The following is a 17463-nucleotide window of genomic DNA, read 5'->3' as shown; positions in this document are numbered from 1 at the left end:
GGTCCATCCGAAGCGCTCGGGCGTCCTTTACGAAGGACGTGGTTTCTGGTCCCATGGATGCAGGATGAACCCTCCTCCTCGCTCCCATGTCCTGCTGGTGGGAATCGACGCCTATGCGCGGGTCGAGCCCCTCCACGGCTGCGCCAATGATGTCGACGCGATGGAAGCTGTTTTCCTCGATCGGCTCGCTGTACCGGCCGAGGCGATCACGAAGCTCGTCGCGCCCCACCCGCGGTTGTCGCGGCGATCCCGCGTGCCGGAGGACCGCCCCACGGCCGAGCGGCTCCGCGCGGCGCTGGAGGCGCTCGCGGGGGATCAGGTTCGAGCGGGCGATCGGGTGTTCATCCATTACTCGGGGCACGGCACGCAGACGTTGCCGCGTGGCACGCGCACCACGCGCGAGGCGCTCGTGCCGGTGGATGCGCTCGCGGGCGGGGACTTGCTTTTCGACCACGAGATCAACGCATTGCTCCGCCGTATCGCGGCGCGCACCGAGGATCTCACGGTCGTCCTGGATTGCTGCTGCTCGGCGGGCGCGACGCGCTCCCTTGGGCGTGCAGAGGACAGCGCCGTTCGTTTCTGCTCTGTCGACGGTCCCGACATGCTCTCCCCCGTGGCCTTGCGTGGCGGGGGAGAGCTCGATGCGGGGCTCCTCTCGTCGTTTGATCCTTCGGACCCCGGATTCCTGGTCGTCGCGTCCGCGCAATCGAGCGAGCCCGCCCACGAGGGGCGTGATGCCCGCGGCCATCGCCACGGCGCGTTCACGGGGGCGCTCCTCGACCTGCTCGCCCGAGAGCCCGACGAGAGGCTGCAGGCCCTGCGATGGGCGGATGTCTGGCAGGCCCTCCGCGGGCGCGTCACGTCCCAGTTTCCGACCCAGCACCCGTGCCTCGTGGGGCGGAACGAGAGGCATCTGTTCGGCGGGCCTTTCCGTCAGCAGGATCCCGGGTATTCGATCCGCGAGCTCGACGGCAAGGTTCGGATTCATGCGGGCTCGCGGGTCGGGCTCGGGCCGGGGGCCACGGTTGCGGTCTATGGGCCGAGCCCGGCGTTTTTCCCGCCGCTGCATTCTCCCGAGGACCTCGGCGCGAGGCGCGGGCTCCTGCGTGTCGAGAGCGCGACGCCTTCGTATGCCACGGCGTTGCCCGTGGGAAGCGCATTTCACCTCGGCGAGGGGGCGCGAGGTCGGCTCGTCCAACCCGGGAAGACGGATGTCCTGCTCGTGGGTCTCGATCCGTTCGACGCCGAGCTCGCGCGGTGGCTTTCGGCGGAGGGGCCGTTCGAGGTCGTGCCTGCCTCCGAGCACGGAGAGCGTGACGTGGAGGTTTTCGTGGGGCGTTCGCCCGACGGGCGACGGTGGATCGGCGATGCGGTGTTCGGATTTGGCGTGACCGGATCCGCGGGGGAAGCCCCGCTCGCGTGGGTGTCGGGGGAGGAGCGAAGGGCGCTCCTCCAGGGCCTCTTGCATTACGCGCGCTACAACCTGCCGCTCCGCCTCGCGCGGCGATGCCTCGATGGGCCGGGCGTCCTGCGCATGCGGGTGCTCGACGCGCGCAACGCTGGGGTGCTCGTCCCCGAGGAGCTCGCCGACCCGCCGCTCCCCGAGGCCGAGCCCGATCCCGAACACCGGTATCGATATCGGCTCGTCGATGGCCAGCCGGTATGTTTTTCCGTGGAGAATCGTTCGTCTGCGCCCATCTTTGCGCAGGTGATCAACTGCTCTGCGAGCGGCAGGGTGGAGATCCTCGGACCAACGCAGCTCGAGATCGCGCCCTGGCGGCGGCAGACGTTCTGGCTGCGAGGGCATCTCGGCCGGGCATTTCCGTGCAGGGTGTCGGCGGGACGGGCATCCAATGTCGAGCGGCTCGTCGTCGTGGGGACGACGTCACCCGAGGTGGATCTGCGCTCCTTGCAGGTGAAGGAGTCGTTCGCGGAGGCGATGGGCGTGACGCGGAGGGAGATGGTGCCGGACGAGGAAGAGCCCGCGGAGCGGTGGACGGCGACGGTGGTGATGGTGAAGATCGTCAAGGCCGCGGGCCGGCCCTGAGGATGCGGTTCAGAAGGAGACCGTCGCGTTCGCCCCCAGAAACGTGTTCTTTTTCTCGAACGACGCCGCCGGCAGCACGGTGAAGCTCACGTCGCTGCGCGGCGAGCGCGGGGTCGCGGCGTATTGGGATTTGCCCCACGTCGTGAAGCCCCAGATCATCAGCGGGAGGCCGATCGTCGCCGGCAGGAAGACACCAAGGCAATAGGCGGCGCCTCCCCTTTCGCAGTCCGGTGCCCCGACGATGATATTCGCGACACCATATCCGGTGAGCAGGGTGCCGATGGTCGCCGCCACGTTCCCGGGATGGTCGATGTCCGTGACGCTCAGGAGCGGAATCGAGTCGTGTCCGGCGCGCGTCTCGACCATGAGGATACCGTCGTCGGCCGAGATGATCTTCCCCTCGATGTCGGGCTCGTTGATCCGAGAAATGGTGGCGGTCGTGCTGCAGCCCATCACGAGCGCTGCGAAGGGGGCACAGAGGAGCATCCTGGGGGTCCGAATGTCGCGGAGCATAAAACCTCTCGAAGAACGGGGGGTGACCTTGTCGCATCCCCCAAAAGCAGCTTCCGTGCCTGCCAGGCCGCGACGTTTTTCGAGCCCCGCCGCGCGAGGAACGTTCGTCCACGGATTGGGCTGACGTGTCCGTGGACGGGGCTGACGTCGCGACGGCGGGTTGACGCGTCAGCCCGCTCGTGCTCGCTGGCTGTTCCCCTTCGCCTCGATTCCGGAGCCTTTGCTCGCTTCCCCCTTGCCCCGCCACACCCCCCCGTCCTACCATCGCCGATATATGCCGACCGGCAGGATAACCGGATTCAGCCGCACCACCCTCGGGGGCCGCGGGACCGCCACCGCATCCGGCGACGACCATCCGACGCTTTCGCTGACGATCCTCTACCACCCGGTCCTCGACCGCGTGGGGGATCGCGTCCTCGTCGACAGCGCTCCCGATCGACCCTTCGCCCTCTCCCGCAACGCGCCCGCGTTCGCTCCTCCCGGCGCCAGCGACGGCAAGCCCCTCGGCGACGACTATCTCAGCCGCAAACCCATCCACCTCACCGGCACCTCCGACGGCGGCGTGCGCATCGATATCGGCGACAGCGGCACCGCGGTGACCCTGCGCGGCCAGCTCGTCCGAGGGAGCGCGGTGCTCTCCGCCAAGGAGCTCGCTCGCGGCGTCGTGATCGAGTTTGGCCACCGGATTGTCCTTCTCGCACATCATGTGGGCACGCTCGAAGGCGTCCTCGACGGAGGCCAGGGCGATGAGGCTCGCGAGCTCGTCGGCGCGAGCGACGGCCTCCATCGCGTGTTATGGGACATCCGCAGCGTCGCCGATCTCGACCTGCCCGTCCTGCTCCGCGGCGAGACCGGCAGCGGCAAGGAGCTCGTCGCCCGCGCGATCCACCGGTCGAGCACGCGCCGCGACAAACCGTTCCTCGCGGTCAACCTCGGCGCGATTGCGCCGTCGCTCGCCGTGTCCGAGCTCTTCGGCGCGGAAAAGGGCGCATACACGGGATCGATCAAGCGTCAAGTCGGGTATTTCGAGCAAGCGCACGGCGGCACGCTTTTCCTCGACGAGATCGGCGAGGCCCCGGTCGAGCTTCAGGTCGTGCTGCTGCGTACGCTCGAGACGGGCGAAATCCAGACCGTGGGCTCCCCGCAGCTCCGCAAAATCGACGTGCGCGTCGTCGCCGCGACGGACGCGGACCTGGAAGGGAAGGTCGCGACGGGGTCGTTTCGCGCGCCGCTGCTCAACCGGCTCGCGGCGTACGAGATATGGATTCCGCCGCTGCGCGAGCGTCGGGACGACATCGGGCGGCTGCTCGTGCGGTTCTTGCGCGAGGAGCTCACGCAGATCGGCGAACCGCAGCGCCTCGCGCCCCCGGCCGGCGACGCGAAGCCGTGGTTCCCCGCGTCCCTCGTCGCGCGCCTTGCCGACTACGACTGGCCGGGCAACGTGCGGCAACTCCGGAACGTCGTTCGCCAGATCGTCATCGCCAATCGCGGGCGCAATCGCGCGGAGATGACGCCCGCCGTCGAGCGGCTGCTCGTGAAGCCACCTGCGCGAGAGCCGGAGAGTCCGCGGCCCATCGCGTCGGCGCCACCCGATCCTCCGAAAGAACCCACGGCTGATTCGCCGCCGGCCGCCGCCGCTCGCGGCGCCGGTCGACGAAAGCCCGCTGACGTCACCGAGGCCGAGTTCCGCGAAGTTTTGCGTATGTGTCGCTGGGATCTCGCCGCCAGCGCGGAGAAGCTCCGCATTTCAAGGGCATCCACGTACCTGCTCATCGAGCGGTTCCCCGGGTGTCGCACCGCGGGGGCCCTCACGGCGCAGGAGATCACGCAATGCCACCGTGAGCTCGGAGGCGATCTCGCGCGGATGGCCGAGCAGCTCGAGGTCTCCGAGAAGGCGCTCTTGCGCCGCGTGCGCGAGCTCGGCCTCGCCTGAACGTCGAGGACGCCGGCTTCCTCGTCGCTGACGCGTCAATTCCTTCGGCACACGGCGAATCGCGCGGCCGACGCGTCAGCGCGCGGGCGTGACGTCCTTCGCTTGCACGAAAAGAGGGGGGCGGGGTGCACGGAAGACCTGGCACGGTCGCTGCAGATAGGAGGGACAGAGGCCGCGACGAAGGACGAGCGGCCCTTCATGCCAAACGCGAGGAGCATCGCCATGAACAATGCAAATTCGATCTTTGTGTTTCGTTTCGTTTCGGCGGCTTTGATGGCTGGCAGCGCCGTGATGGCCGGATGTATGGCCTCTCCGGAGCCCGAGGGCGTCGAGGAGGCGCTCATCGACGAGAGCGGGGCGATGGGCATCCCCGCGCAGAGTGAAATGAAGCTCGAGCGCAGGGGGGAGGGCGAGTCCCTCTCGCTCGTGCCCAACGCGGCGTGGAAAGAGCTCGCTCCGGGCGTATGGGAGAACGGGGAGCAGGAAGGCGCGAATCGTATCGTCGTCGGCGCCGAGGGGCACAAGTGGGCGATCGAGCAAGCCGAAAAGGAGCTCTCCGAGCTCCAGGCGCGGAGCGCCTCGCAGGCGGAGGAAGAGCCGGCCGTGAACGACGCGATCGCGCAGCGAAAGGCGCAGCTCGCGAACCTCCAGGAGACCGCGAAAAACATCGCGGCGGCGCCGGGCAGTGCGAATTTGACGGTCTCGTGTGACATCGGTTTTTATACCGGCCCGAGCTCGTCCGTCTCGGGGTACTCCGGCGCGGCCGCGCTCGCGCAGGTCTCGTGCATCGGCGGCTGCGAGACGTTCACGATCTCGGCGCAGGCGTGCACGAACTTCGGCTGCTCCCCGGTCTATGCGTCGTCGCGCGTCGTCTGCTCGACGCCGTGGACCTATGGCGTGACGAAGAGCGGCACCTACGGCGCGAGCTGCTCGTCCGCGGCGTCCGTCTCGCCTCCGGGCATCATGTCGTCCTGGAGCGGCTCCTGCGGCTGACGGAACGACCCCATCGGGGCCCTCGCGCGCTCCGAGCGTGCACGCAAGCCACCAAGAGGGTTGCGCGCTCCGCTTGACTCGACGACGATGGATTGCGATTCGAGGGCCCCTTGACCGATATTCAGCTCTTCCTCGCCCACGCTGACGATCACCGCCCCCTCCTCGACGAAGGCCTCCCGCTCGCGGCGACGCTCGACGCGCCTGCGCAGGACGCGCCGCCCGAGGCCTCAGAACGCCTGGCCAACGTCGACGCTCCGGCGGACGCGCTCCCCGAGCAACGCTGGGCCCTGGTCGCGCCCAAGGGCTCCGCCGGTGATCGTTTGCTTTCGCTGGTTGCGCCGCTGCGGAAAAAACGCGAGGAAGAGCAAGGGGAGGACGCGCTCGTGTACCGCGTCGATCCCGGAATGGATCCCGTCGCCGCCGCGGCCTGGATCCAAAAAGAGTATCGCGAGGCCGTCGGGCGGCGCGAGGCGGCGCGGCCTCGTTATCTCGCCCTGCTCGGAGGCCCCGAGCTCATTTCCTGGGACCTCCAACAGATGCTCGGCGGCGAGACGTTCGTCGGTCGACTCGCGTTCGGGGAGGACCGCGGATACGAGGCCTACGTCGAAAAAGCGCTCCGCTGGGCGAACGCCGTGGAGGCGCCGCGCGCGCGGGCCCTTTATCATGCGGTGCTGGACGGCACGCGGGCGATGCAGGAGGGCCATCGTTACCTCGTGCAGCCCAGCCTCGACATTGCGCGGCAGGGCCAGGCCGCGGGCACGTTCGACGCCGATGGAATCGTCGAGATCCCGACGGATCCCATGGGCACGGCGCTCGACCTGACGAGCGCCGCCGGTGTTTTGCTTCGCGAGGCGGCACGCACGCGCGCCGGAATGCTCTTCACCATGAGCCACGGTGCGGGGATCCCGAGGGCGGGATGGCGATCGCGCGAGGAGCAACACGCCCACCAGGGCGCGCTGGTCCTCGGTCGCGCGGGGGACCTCCTCACGGCGAACGACATCTCCCACGGCCCATTTTTGCCGGGCGGCGTGTGGTTCCTGTTCGCTTGTTATGGTGCGGGCACGCCTTTGCGCAGCGCGTATTTACCTTGGCTCACCAGGCTCCACGAGCTCGGTGTCGTGGGAGACGCCGCAGACGAGGCGCTCGCCGCATTGCCCCGGGGAGGCGATCCGCCGTTTGTCGCAGCGTTGCCGCAGGCCGCGCTCGCGAACCCCGAGGGGCCGCTCGGCGTGGTCGGGCACGTGGATCTCGCGTGGACCTGGAGCTTTCTCGATTACGACGTCGATGGAGGAGGCCTCGTCCCGCGGAGCCGCGCCGAGCGTTTCCAGGGGATTCTCCAGGCCTTCGTGCACGGGCATCGGTTCGGCGTCGCGCACCACGAGCTTGCGCGGTTTTTTCGTTCCGTGAGCACGGAGCTGACGATCTCCTACGAGGAGCGCGCTCATCGGGCGAGCCTTTCCTCTGCTTTCGTGGAGGATCTGGCGAGCAAGGTGCGTCGTGCCAACCTCTGGATGCAACGACAGGATCTTTCGGCCTACGTGCTCCTCGGAGACCCGGCCGCGCGGCTCCCCATCGGGCGATGCCCGGCGGGCATTCAGCGGGGGGCGCCACGTGGAGCGGGATCGGGGAGCAGCGAGGAGAGCCTTCGCAGGGAGGAGGCCGTCCTTGCGGTGCTTCGGGGCACGGGGACGGCGACGACGATGGCTTTGCGTCATGGCGTCACGCGCGACGAGGTCGAGCGCTGGGTGGAGGTCTTCGTGGAGGCGGGCCGGGCGGCGCTCACGAAGGTGTGAGCGTCAGGGGGTGACGGGGAGGAAGGGCGCGTCGTCGGGGAGGCGGAGATGGAGGTATTCGTCGAGCTCGCCGGGGTCGAATCGGCAGAGGCCGGCGACGTGCCAGAAGGAGCCGCCGATGTCGCCGCCGAGCTTGTAGCGGCCGTCGGGGGTGAAAGCGACCCAGCCTTCGCGGGTGGCGAGGAGAATGGCGAGGCATTGGGCGGTGGCGACGTCCCATAGCCTGACCGTATTGTCGTACGAACCGGATGCGAGCGTCTTGCCATCCGGGGCAAATGCGACACTTTGCACCGCAGACGCATGCCCCTCGAAGGTGCGGAGGGCGCGGCACTCTCCCAGGTGCCTGCGGCGTACGACGTGGCCTCGACGCGCTCGGAGATCGAGCGTGCGGCGGCGGAGTTCGCCGCGCGCGACGTCGAGCAATGACGGACATCCGGCCTCGAGCAAGATCAGCCGAGGCCAGCGAGCCAGCGAGGCGTGACGAAGTTCGTGGCCGAACCAGGAGGGTCCTGGAGCCGCCTCTCCCGAAGGGGTCGACACGTGACGCCCCCCTCGGTACACGACGACCGGCAGAGGTCGACACGTGGCGACCCCCTCGGTGCACGACGACCGGCAGGGGTCGACACGCGGCGACCCCCTCGGTGCACGACGACCGGCAGAGGTCGACACGTGGCGACCCGCTCGGTGTACGACGACCGGCAGGGGTCGACACGTGGCGACCCCCTCGGTGCACGACGACCGGCAGAGGTCGACACGTGGCGACCCGCTCGGTGCACGACGACTGGCAGAGGTCGACACGTGGCGACCCCCTCGGTGCACGACGACTGGCAGAGGTGCGCTTCGGGAAAATAACCCGCCGGTTTCACCCCCGCGCATGGCCGCCGTCACCCCGCCGCCCCACTGTCTTGTTTTTCTTGGTTTTGCGTGCATCCCGATGGCGCATTCCACAGCGAAACGCTGGCCCCTATCGTAACCTGCGACGAGGCTGTGCTTCAGGAGCATCTCCTTGATTTCATCGGTCAACATGGCTCGATCGCCCAGTTTCATCGCAGTAAAGCGTCCACCGGCGAAGTACATGGCAGCCCCCTCCAGATGCGCGAATGTCAAAGAGGGCCTCGCGAGGGATTCTACAAGAACGGATGTCGGAAGCTCCAAGAGAAGCCTTTCGGGGATGGATCCGTCGTTCCACGAGCCTCCGCCCTTACCAAACCATTCGAACAGAATCAGGCCGCGATGAACCGGATCTGGATATGCATGCTCTCTGCTTCGCTACCTCTCGCGGGAAACCGTCGTCAGGCGGCTCGAACTCGCGTGGGGTCGACTGCGAGGGCGCATCGACGCGGAGAAGCGTTCCGTGGCCGCTGAAGTGCACGACGTCGGGCGCATCGTCGAGCAAGAGCCGGTGGAGATCCACAGGCGTGACAGCCAGCTCGACGCGGAACTCGATCTCATTCCTCGCCCAAGCGCGCTCGATCTCTGCCCGAATGTCCCGGGACTCTGCGCCGGAGCTTTTAGAAAATGTCGGCGGGTTACCTGAGCGAGAGCTCACCGCAGCTTCAGCAACGTTGGGGCCTGACCTCGCCGTCTCAGCATACGGCTCGACTACTGCCTCCCGCCGCCGACCCATTCGCCGGGACCCCCGTCCCCGAGCGGGACCCCTGCATACCGTTCCCGCTCGCGCTTGCGCTTGCGCTTGCGCTCCCGCTCGCCCCCGCTCCCGCTTCCGCCCGTTCCCTCCGTTGTGGTAGCGTCCCGCCGATGGAGGTCGTCGCGCTCGGCCCCTTCTACGTGGCCTCTCTCCCTTGGCAAAGGCAGAGCCGCGAGTGGGTGCTCACCGTCGTCTGCAAAGCCACCTTTGATCTTGCCCCGGGAGAACTCCGTCTCTCCTCGGGCCAGGAGCCGATCAACGACGCCGACAACCACTGGGACGACGATCCCCGGCGCAGCGTGTACTCGCCGAGCGACCTCGTCCCGTTCCGCAAAGGCGCGGACGTCACGCTCGTCGGGCACGCATTTGCCGCGCATCACCAGCCGTGCCGCTCGCTCCTCGCGCGCATGGTCGTCGGCTCGCTCGACAAGGCCATCGAGGTCCACGCCGACCGCACGTGGTCCGGCGAGGCGCAGATCACCGACGGCCCCGCCTTCACCCACATGCCGCTGCGCTACGAGCGCGCGCAGGGCGGGACCGGCACCATGAACCCGGTCGGGATCCCCGTCGCGCCCGGGCCCTTGCCGAACCTGCATCCGGCGCGCCGACAGCACACGCTGAAGGACGACGGATCACCCGTGGGCTTTGGCCCGATCGCCGCGGGATGGCCCCAGCGCGAGACCCGGCTCCGGCGCCATCGCGGGAGTTTTTCCCACGCCGAATGGCACACGCGGCCGCTGCCCGACGACATCGAGATCGAGTACTTCAACGCCGCGCCGGCCGATCAGCGCCTCCCCGAGATCACGCCCGATCTCGAGATCGTCCTCGAGCACCTCCACCCCGATCATCCACGCCTCACGACGCGCTTGCCGGGCCTCCGCCCGCAAGCATTCGTCGAGCGCCCGCGCAGCGGAGCGCAGGAGCTCAACCTCGTCGGCGACACGCTCTGGATCGACACCGATCGGGCCCTCTGCACCGTGACGTGGCGTGGCCAGATGCCGCTGCTCTCGCGCGACGAGCGCGGGCGTGTCCTCGTCGCGATGGGCGCGGCCCGCCAGAAGCTCGGCTGGGACGACGTGCAGATGCTGGTCCGCGCGCTCGCCCCGCAAAAATCGTCCACGCCCGCCCCGGCCGCGCAGCCCGCCGCGCCTGCACCCGCACCCGCACCCACCGCGCCTGCGTCCGCTGCGAAGGCCGCGCCGCCCGCGCCGCCGAAGCCCGTTCGTCCTGCGGAACAGCACATCTTCGAGGAGGAGTCGGTCGAGACGGAGATTATCTCCACCGAGGAGCTCGCGCGCGCCGAGGGCGTGAATTTGCCGGCGTGGCTCGCGCGCGGAAGAGCCCGCGGCGGTGCGTCCACGCCTCCCCCGGCGGCTGCGTCCACGTCTGCGCCCGCGCCCGTCCCCACGTCCGCCGCCGCGCCCGTCCCCCCTCCTGTTTCCGCGACAAACCCCGTCACGGCGCCCCGTGTCCCGCCGCAGCCTTCCCGCACGCCGCTGCCTTTCCCGGCCTCGCAGCCGCCCGCGGCCGCGCAGGTCGTCCCTCCGATGCCGCCCGTGCCTGCGATCCCCGCGGCGCCCGCGGTTCCTTCCACCGCGGCCATCCCCGTCGCGCCGCCCATGGGCCCGCCGGCTGCGGTCGCGGCCGCCGCGCCGCCCTTCACGCCCCCGCAGGCGACGCCCGTGCCTCCGGCCGAGGTCCCTCGCCGCGAACCCCTCGACGTGGCGGCCGCGCCCGCCTCGCCGCGCGAGACCAGCCCCTGGGCGGCCGGCGCGTCGGCGAACGTCATCGGCGCGCCCACGCATACCCCTGTCGCTGCGCCCGTCACGACCACGCCCGCCGCCCAGGACGACATGCGCCCGCGCGTGCCGCCCGCGCGCCCCTCGCGCCGGCTCGGCCCCGAGGTCGTTGATCTCCTCTGGTTCGATCCGCAGGGCGTCGCTCGCATTCGCGCCGCGTTCCCGACCATCGTGGACGAGCTCGAATTCGAACCGCTCGATCCCAAGCACGACCTGCCCACCGACGACCCGAATGCCTCGCGGGATCGGCACGACACCTTTGGCGTCCTCACGCGCGCCACGCCCACGGACGGACGGGGCATTCAGCGGGCGATGCTCGAATCGATCAGCGAGACGGGCCGCTTCACGCCGCCCGTCGTCATGCTCACGGGCGAGCTCCGCTTTCCCTTCGACGAGGTCGAGCACCTCCAGGCCGCCGTCGCCGCGATCACGCCGCTCGTGACCGAGGACAACAAGAAACTCAAGGATGCCCTCGAAGCGGCGAACGAAGTGCTGAAGACGCCGCTTCTCCAGGCACCTTCGAATGTCGAGGCCGTCACGAGCGAGCTCCGCGACGCGCTCCGCCAGTCGAAGCGTAGCGTCACGGTGACCCAGCTCGACGCCCACATCGAGCGCGTGCTCCTGGATCAACGCAAATACCAGAAGCGCACCGTGTTCGGCGACGAGCAGATTCGCGCCCTCTGCGTCCCCGCGGGCGAAAATACGCCCGTTCCCGTCTACCTGCCGCAGATCCTGGCGATGAAGCTGCCGCTCATGCTCAAGATGAAGGCGCGCCTGCTCGCCGAGGCCCACGCCCAGCAGGATCAATACGAGTCCCACCCGAATGCGCTGCGCGTCCTCGCGCTCGGGCGCGTGGTATCCATCGACGGCTGGCGATAGGCGCGGTTTGTCTATCGCGTACAAAAAGGGAACCCGACCGGCTCCCGGGTGCCGGTCGGGTTCGGATTCATCCTCGATGCGTGGGCGAATCGCCCCGGATCACCAGAACCGGCCGGCCCCGTAGCCGCAGAAGCCGCGCCCGTAGCCGCCGCAAGCCCCGTAGTACGGGCCGCGGAGGAAGTGGCGGCCGCCGATTCCGCAATCGAAGCCGCGTCCGTAGCCGCAGCCGCCGATGCCGCCGATGCCGCCGATGCCGCCGATGCCGCCGATCCCGCCGATCCCGCCGACGAAGCCCCCGCCGACGACGGCCCCGCCGACGAAGCCCCCGCCGACGAAGCCCCCGCCGCCACCGCAGGCGCCCCAGGCGCAGCTGCCCGTGCTCGAGAGCGCGTCTTCGCTCTCCGCCGTCGTCTCGTCATCCGCGCTCACAGCGAGCTCTGCGCTGTCGTCCGCTTCGTCCGCGAGGGCCAGCTCGGACTCGGGATCCTCGACCTCGGCCGCGCAACCGGTGCCGACGAGCGCCACGGACGCGGACAGACCGAGCAGCGCGAAAAACTTCGAGAACTGATTCATGGTTGGCCTCCCCAATTGTTTCCGTTCGTGGATGGTCGTCTCCGCCACGGCAATCACGGCGAGCCGCGCTCACCGGAGCACATCTGACCACCGCGCTGTCTCTTTGGCCTGGGCGAGCCCTCGTCGAGCGGGGCGGCCACGCGCTCGCTGATAAACTTTGGAAGTTCCTCCGAGGACGGGAGCAAACGGCCAGCGCGGCGAACATCCGTGCCGGGCGGCGCTTCCGGTCGTGCGCGGGCGGTCTCATGGGAAGGGGGCGACGAAGAGGGCGGGGCCTGCCTTCGTTCGTCGAGAACAAATTCGCCGCGCGAGAGCCGCGCGTGCAAAGGAGGAATGCGCCATGGGACGAATGATTCGCCTCGTCATGCTTGCCGCGCTCGCGGCCGCGCCGCTCCTCGCGGCATCACCCGCGGAGGCACAGCGCCGGGATCGAAATCCCGTGTTCAGGAATCTGAGCGTCGACATCACACGCGACGGGGACCTCGACGTCGATTTTCGTGAGTCTGGCCTGGCACGAAGGGCGAACGTCGAGATTCGCCTGCGCGCCGAGGTCCGCGCCGTGTACCGCTGCGCGACCCGGGCCGGCGTCGTCACGGGGGGCCAGGGCGACCGGCGGATCGTCCGCCAGTACATCTCCGAGCGGAGCGCGCTCCGCGCCGATCGCGAGGGCCGCATCGTCGGCTCGCTCAACCTCGAAGCTCCGCCGCCGGCCGCCTTCTGCAGCCGTGATCGTCGCCCGATCCTCGTCCGCGTCACGTACGACGACGTCACGCTCCGCGACGTGACGAACAACGTGGTGGTCCGGCTCGAAGGCCGCTACAGCGAGCGCATCGGCAATCGGTACAACCCGTTCATCGTGTTCGACCGGCGCGACGACGACGGCCGCCACGGCGATCGATTCCGCATCGAGTGAGGAGCCGCCTCGGGCGTGAGCGTGGTTCGAAATGCCGAACGCTCCTGGTAAGCTCGCGCCGGTGACGGCCCTGACTCTCGAAGATGGCGGCGCGGCTGCGGCCGCGAGCTCCACGAAACCCGCCGAACGTGCGCGCCTCGACGCGGTCGACGTCCTGCGAGGCCTCGTCATGATCCTGATGGCGATCGACCACGTGCGGGACTTCGTGGGCCCGCCGGTCGACTTCCGCCTCGACGTCACGAAGACCAGCGCGGCGCTGTTCTTCACCCGGTGGATCACGCACTTTTGCGCCCCCGTGTTTGTCCTTTTGGCGGGCACGAGCGCGTACCTGCAGGCCGCGCGGGGCAAGAGCCGGGGCGAGCTCTCCCGCTTCCTCCTCACCCGCGGCGCCTGGCTGGTGTTCCTGGAGATCACGGTGATCCGGCTCGGGTGGACCTTCGATCCGGGCTACCACATCACGCCGCTCCAGGTGATCTGGGCCATCGGCTGGAGCATGATCGCGCTCGCGGGCCTCGTGCACCTGCCCGTGCGCGTGGTGGCGGCGATCGGCGTCGCCATGATCGCGGGGCACAACCTGCTCGACGGCGTCTCGTTCGCGCGAGGGAGCGCGCTCGGCGTCGTCGGGTCGATCTTGCACGAGTCGCGGCCTTTCGAGCCCGCGCCGGGCCACTACGTGTTCGTCGCGTACCCGCTCGTGCCGTGGATCGGCGTCATGGCCGCGGGATATGGCCTCGGCGCGCTCCTCGAAGCGGCGCCGGGCGAGCGCCGCGCGCGGCTCTACAAGCTCGGCGCGGCGCTCACGCTGGCCTTCGTGATCGTCCGGGGAGCGAACGTGTACGGCGATCCTTCGCCCTGGACCTCGCAGGGCAGCGCCCTCCCCACGGCGCTCTCGTTCCTCAATTGCCGCAAGTACCCGCCGTCGCTCTCGTACCTGCTCATGACGCTCGGGCCCGCGCTCCTCGCGCTCGGCGCGCTCGAGGGGCGTGAATTCCCCGGCAAGAAGGTGCTGCTCGTGTTCGGCCGGGCGCCGCTCTTTTATTACATCCTCCACCTCTACCTGATCCATGCCTCCGCGGCCGTCGTGCACTACGCGATCCACGGCCCGAAGGTCTTCGCGTGGCACGACCCCATGGGGTTGCCCGCGGAGGCCCAGCATGGTTTGCCCTTCGTCTACGGATACACGCTTGCCGTCGTGGCGGCGCTCTACCCGCTCTGCCGCTGGTTCGCGGAGCTCAAGCGAAGGCGGCGGGATCTCGTATTCCTCAGTTATCTTTGACGTCAAAAGGTGGTGGGCACGATGCGCTCGCTGGATGGCCTGTTCGAGGCGCTGGATCGACAGATTCCCCGGGAACTCGCGGAGATCGTGGACACGGTCTCGCCCTCCGTGAACACGCTCGGGTTCGACAAATGGGGCTTCTCCACGGCGACGGCGAAGCGCACGCTTTACGTCGCGGCCTGGTTTTACCGGCACTATTTCCGTGTCGAGGTGCACGGGATCGACCGCGTGCCGCAAGGAAAGGGGCTGCTCATCGGCAACCACTCGTCGCAGCTCGCCTACGACGGCATGATGGTGGCGACGGCGATGATGCTCGACGCGCGTCCGCCGCGGGCGGTGAAGGCGATGATCGAGAAGGTCTTCCAGCGCCTGCCGCTCGTGAACGTGTGGCTGACGCGCGCCGGCCAGGTCACGGGCCTGCCCGAGAACTGCGAGCGCCTGCTCGCGGACGACGAGCTCATCATGGTCTTCCCGGAGGGCGCGCGTGGCAGCGGCAAGCTCTGGAAGGATCGGTACAAGCTGCTCGACTTCGGGACCGGCTTCGTGCGCCTCGCGATGAAGACACGTGCTCCCATCACGCCCTTCGCGTTCGTCGGCGGCGAGGAGGCGTGCCCGGCGTTCTTCGACATCAAGCCGCTCGCCCGCGCCTTCAACATCCCGTACTTCCCGATCACGCCGACGGTCCTGCCCTTGCCCCTGCCGGCCCGCTGCTCGATCTGGTTCGGCGAGCCGATGTGGTTCGAGGGCACGGGCAACGAGGAAGACGCCGAGGTGCAGCCGAAGGTGGATGCGGTGAAGGCGCGGATCGCCGAGCTGCTCGACGAGGGGCGCGCCGCGCGCAAGAGCCTCTACCTGTGATGTCCCTCTGACGCGGACGGACCGACGAGCTGCGCGCTTGCAGGTCGGGGCTTGGCATTTGTCCGCGTGATGGTGCACATTGCGCCCGCCATGAAGCCTTCGAACGATGGGGGCTCCGCTCCGACAAGCGGAGCTACGCCCTCAAACTCCTTGCTCGTCACCAGCGCGCTCCCTTACGCCAACGGCCACATTCACCTTGGCCACATGCTCGAGTACACGCAGACGGACATCTTCGTGCGGTACCAGCGCATGGCCGGACGCCGCTGCGTCTACATCTGCGCGGACGACACGCACGGCACGTCGATCATGATCCGCGCGCGCAAGGAGGGGCGCTCGGAGGAGGCGGTGATCGCCGACATGAGCGGCGCGCACCAGCGCGACTTCGCCGACTTCATGATCCAGTTCGATCACTACGGCAGCACGAACTCGGCCGCGACGCGCGAGGTCTGTCACGAGATCTGGGCCTCGCTCCGGAAGAACGGGCGGGTCGCGAAGCGCGACGTCACGCAGCTCTTCGACCCGCAGGCGGGCACGTTCCTCGCCGACAGGTTCGTCAGGGGCACCTGCCCGCGCTGCGGCGCGCCCGATCAGTACGGCGACAACTGCGACAAGTGCGGCTCGACGTACAGCGCGACCGAGCTCGTCGATCCGAAGAGCACGCTCTCGGGCGCGCGGCCGGAGCTCAAGAGCGCCGAGCACCTGTTCGTCGCGATCGAGCCCGACCACGCCTTCCTGACGGAATGGACGGCGGCCGAGGGCCGCATGCCGAAGGAGATCGCGAACTACCTCGCGGGCCATTTCCTCGCCGAGCCGCTGCGCGACTGGGACGTCTCGCGCCCCGCGCCCTACTTCGGCTTCGAGATCCCGGACGCGCCGGGGCATTACTGGTACGTCTGGTTCGACGCGCCGATCGGATACATGGGCACCACGCGCGAGTGGTGCGACAAGAACGGCGAGCGCATGGATGACTGGTGGCGCTCGGACAAGACCGAGATCGTGCACGTCATCGGCAAGGACATCGTCTATTTCCACACGCTGTTCTGGCCCTCGATGCTGAAGAGCGCGGGGTATTCGTTGCCTTCCCGCGTGCAGGTGCACGGCTTCTTGACGGTGAACGGCGAGAAGATGTCGAAGACGAAGGGCACGTTCGTCATGGCACGGACGTACCTCGACCACCTCGACCCCTCGTACCTCCGGTATTACTACGCGAGCAAGCTCGGCGCGCGCGTGGAGGACTTCGATCTCAACGTCGACGAGTTCGTCCAGAAGGTGAACGCGGAGCTCGTGAACAAGATCGTGAACCTCGCGAGCCGCTCGTCCCGCTTCGTGGCGAAGACGGGGCTTTCCGCGAGTTACCCGGACGACGGCGGTCTCTTCGAGGCGGCGGCGAAGGCGGGCGCGGAGATCAGCGAGGCGTACGCGGCGTTCGATTTCGCGCGGGCGATCCGGATCATCGTGGGCCTCGCGGATCGGGCGAACGAATACGTGGATCGGGTGGCGCCGTGGGCGCTCGCCAAGCAGGCGGGCAAAGAGCAGGACGTGCAGAATGCGTGCACGGTGGCGCTGAACCTGTACCGGCAGATCGTGCTGTACCTGGCCCCCGTTTTGCCGAAGCTCGCGGCGGAGTCGGGCGCGCTCCTGAACAGCCCGATGGATCGGCTCGACCTCGCGCAAAAGCCGCTCGTGGGCACGCCCGTGGCGCCGTACCAGCATTTGATGAAGCGAATGGAGGTGGAGGCCGTGCACAAGATGATCGAAGCGAGCCGCGCGGGGGAGCCGGGCGAGGCGCCGAAGGCCTCCGCGGCCCCGGAGGCGGGCGCGGCGGAGGCGGCCCCGGCGAAGTACGAGGATGCCGGCGACGCGCTCGCGAAGGAGCCGCTCGCGCCGCAGTGTTCGATCGACGATTTCACGAAGGTCGACATGCGCGTGGCGCGGATCATCGCGGCCGAGGGCGTGCCGGGGGCGAAGAAGCTGCTCAAGCTCACGGTCTCGCTCGGCGGCGACACGACGCGGCAGGTGTTCGCGGGGATCAAGGCGTATTACGATCCGAAGGATCTCCTCGGCCGGCTCGTGATCGTGTGCGCGAACCTGGCGCCGCGGCAGATGAAGTTCGGGATGAGCGAGGGAATGGTGCTCGCCGCGGGCGACGGGGAGAGCGTGTTCGTCCTGTCGGCCGATAGCGGGGCGAAACCCGGAATGCGGGTGCATTGAGGGGCCCTGGGGGGCGGCGCGGAGACG

13 protein-coding genes are annotated in these 17463 nt (G+C 68.8%); 10 read left to right on the top strand and 3 right to left on the bottom strand.

Going from position 1 to position 17463, the window contains the following annotated elements:
• Positions 1 to 64: 64 nt before the first annotated feature.
• Positions 65 to 2047 (top strand): caspase family protein, encoded by a 1983-nt coding sequence (locus tag POL67_RS35645; RefSeq protein ID WP_271925092.1) that lies wholly within the window; start codon positions 65 to 67, stop codon positions 2045 to 2047.
• A gap of 9 nt (positions 2048 to 2056) precedes the next feature.
• Here POL67_RS35645 and POL67_RS35640 read toward each other — a convergent pair whose 3' ends face one another.
• Positions 2057 to 2533, bottom strand: a complete 477-nt coding sequence (locus POL67_RS35640; protein ID WP_271925091.1) for a hypothetical protein — start codon at positions 2531 to 2533, stop codon at positions 2057 to 2059.
• Positions 2534 to 2834: 301 nt separating this feature from the next.
• On the opposite strand from POL67_RS35640, the gene POL67_RS35635 reads away from it, so the two are divergent.
• From POL67_RS35635 to POL67_RS35625, 3 genes are all read left to right on the top strand, one after another.
• Positions 2835 to 4493, top strand: a complete 1659-nt coding sequence (locus POL67_RS35635; RefSeq protein WP_271925090.1) for a sigma 54-interacting transcriptional regulator — start codon at positions 2835 to 2837, stop codon at positions 4491 to 4493.
• A 222-nt stretch (positions 4494 to 4715) separates the two neighbouring features.
• The gene (locus tag POL67_RS35630; RefSeq protein WP_271925089.1) at positions 4716 to 5486 is read left to right on the top strand and encodes a hypothetical protein; all 771 of its coding nucleotides are present in this window, start codon (positions 4716 to 4718) and stop codon (positions 5484 to 5486) included.
• A 110-nt stretch (positions 5487 to 5596) separates the two neighbouring features.
• Positions 5597 to 7279, top strand: coding sequence for a hypothetical protein (locus POL67_RS35625; protein WP_271925088.1), 1683 nt, complete (start codon positions 5597 to 5599; stop codon positions 7277 to 7279).
• A gap of 3 nt (positions 7280 to 7282) precedes the next feature.
• Here POL67_RS35625 and POL67_RS35620 read toward each other — a convergent pair whose 3' ends face one another.
• A complete protein-coding gene (locus tag POL67_RS35620; protein WP_271925087.1) occupies positions 7283 to 7570 on the bottom strand; it encodes a WD40 repeat domain-containing protein in 288 nt (95 codons plus the stop codon).
• Between the two features lie 9 nt (positions 7571 to 7579).
• Here POL67_RS35620 and POL67_RS35615 point away from each other — a divergent pair, with 9 nt between their 5' ends.
• Both POL67_RS35615 and POL67_RS35610 read left to right on the top strand, forming a co-directional pair.
• A complete protein-coding gene (locus tag POL67_RS35615; protein WP_271925086.1) occupies positions 7580 to 7705 on the top strand; it encodes a hypothetical protein in 126 nt (41 codons plus the stop codon).
• Positions 7706 to 9037: 1332 nt separating this feature from the next.
• Positions 9038 to 11605, top strand: coding sequence for a DUF2169 family type VI secretion system accessory protein (locus tag POL67_RS35610; protein WP_271925085.1), 2568 nt, complete (start codon positions 9038 to 9040; stop codon positions 11603 to 11605).
• A gap of 99 nt (positions 11606 to 11704) precedes the next feature.
• Here the strand turns inward: POL67_RS35610 and POL67_RS35605 are convergent, their stop codons facing one another.
• Positions 11705 to 12178, bottom strand: coding sequence for a hypothetical protein (locus POL67_RS35605; RefSeq protein ID WP_271925084.1), 474 nt, complete (start codon positions 12176 to 12178; stop codon positions 11705 to 11707).
• Between the two features lie 340 nt (positions 12179 to 12518).
• On the opposite strand from POL67_RS35605, the gene POL67_RS35600 reads away from it, so the two are divergent.
• The 4 genes from POL67_RS35600 to metG all read left to right on the top strand — a co-directional run bounded on the left by POL67_RS35600 (position 12519) and on the right by metG (position 17436).
• Positions 12519 to 13091, top strand: coding sequence for a hypothetical protein (locus tag POL67_RS35600; protein WP_271925083.1), 573 nt, complete (start codon positions 12519 to 12521; stop codon positions 13089 to 13091).
• A gap of 61 nt (positions 13092 to 13152) precedes the next feature.
• Positions 13153 to 14367, top strand: a complete 1215-nt coding sequence (locus POL67_RS35595; RefSeq protein WP_271925082.1) for an acetyltransferase domain-containing protein — start codon at positions 13153 to 13155, stop codon at positions 14365 to 14367.
• Between the two features lie 21 nt (positions 14368 to 14388).
• Entirely contained in the window at positions 14389 to 15225 is an 837-nt protein-coding gene (locus tag POL67_RS35590) for a lysophospholipid acyltransferase family protein (RefSeq protein WP_271925081.1), read from the top strand.
• Between the two features lie 150 nt (positions 15226 to 15375).
• Positions 15376 to 17436: a methionine--tRNA ligase gene (metG, locus tag POL67_RS35585; protein WP_271925080.1), complete on the top strand. Its 2061-nt coding sequence runs from the start codon at positions 15376 to 15378 to the stop codon at positions 17434 to 17436.
• Positions 17437 to 17463: the final 27 nt, after the last annotated feature.

The sequence above is a fragment of the Polyangium mundeleinium genome, assembly GCF_028369105.1.
In the GTDB taxonomy this organism is placed as follows: domain Bacteria; phylum Myxococcota_A; class Polyangia; order Polyangiales; family Polyangiaceae; genus Polyangium; species Polyangium mundeleinium.
Note: the sequence above shows the minus strand (reverse complement) of the source record. Positions and strands in the feature narration are given on the sequence as shown.

What these genes read in the sequence shown, in the direction of transcription:
- POL67_RS35615 (WP_271925086.1), top strand. Translation starts at nt 7,580, where the DNA reads ATGCCCCTCGAAGGTGCGGAGGGCGCGGCACTCTCCCAGGTGCCTGCG.
- POL67_RS35605 (WP_271925084.1), bottom strand. Translation starts at nt 12,178, where the DNA reads ATGAATCAGTTCTCGAAGTTTTTCGCGCTGCTCGGTCTGTCCGCGTCC.
- POL67_RS35610 (WP_271925085.1), top strand. Translation starts at nt 9,038, where the DNA reads ATGGAGGTCGTCGCGCTCGGCCCCTTCTACGTGGCCTCTCTCCCTTGG.
- POL67_RS35640 (WP_271925091.1), bottom strand. Translation starts at nt 2,533, where the DNA reads ATGCTCCTCTGTGCCCCCTTCGCAGCGCTCGTGATGGGCTGCAGCACG.
- POL67_RS35635 (WP_271925090.1), top strand. Translation starts at nt 2,835, where the DNA reads ATGCCGACCGGCAGGATAACCGGATTCAGCCGCACCACCCTCGGGGGC.
- POL67_RS35645 (WP_271925092.1), top strand. Translation starts at nt 65, where the DNA reads ATGAACCCTCCTCCTCGCTCCCATGTCCTGCTGGTGGGAATCGACGCC.
- POL67_RS35590 (WP_271925081.1), top strand. Translation starts at nt 14,389, where the DNA reads ATGCGCTCGCTGGATGGCCTGTTCGAGGCGCTGGATCGACAGATTCCC.
- POL67_RS35600 (WP_271925083.1), top strand. Translation starts at nt 12,519, where the DNA reads ATGGGACGAATGATTCGCCTCGTCATGCTTGCCGCGCTCGCGGCCGCG.
- POL67_RS35630 (WP_271925089.1), top strand. Translation starts at nt 4,716, where the DNA reads ATGAACAATGCAAATTCGATCTTTGTGTTTCGTTTCGTTTCGGCGGCT.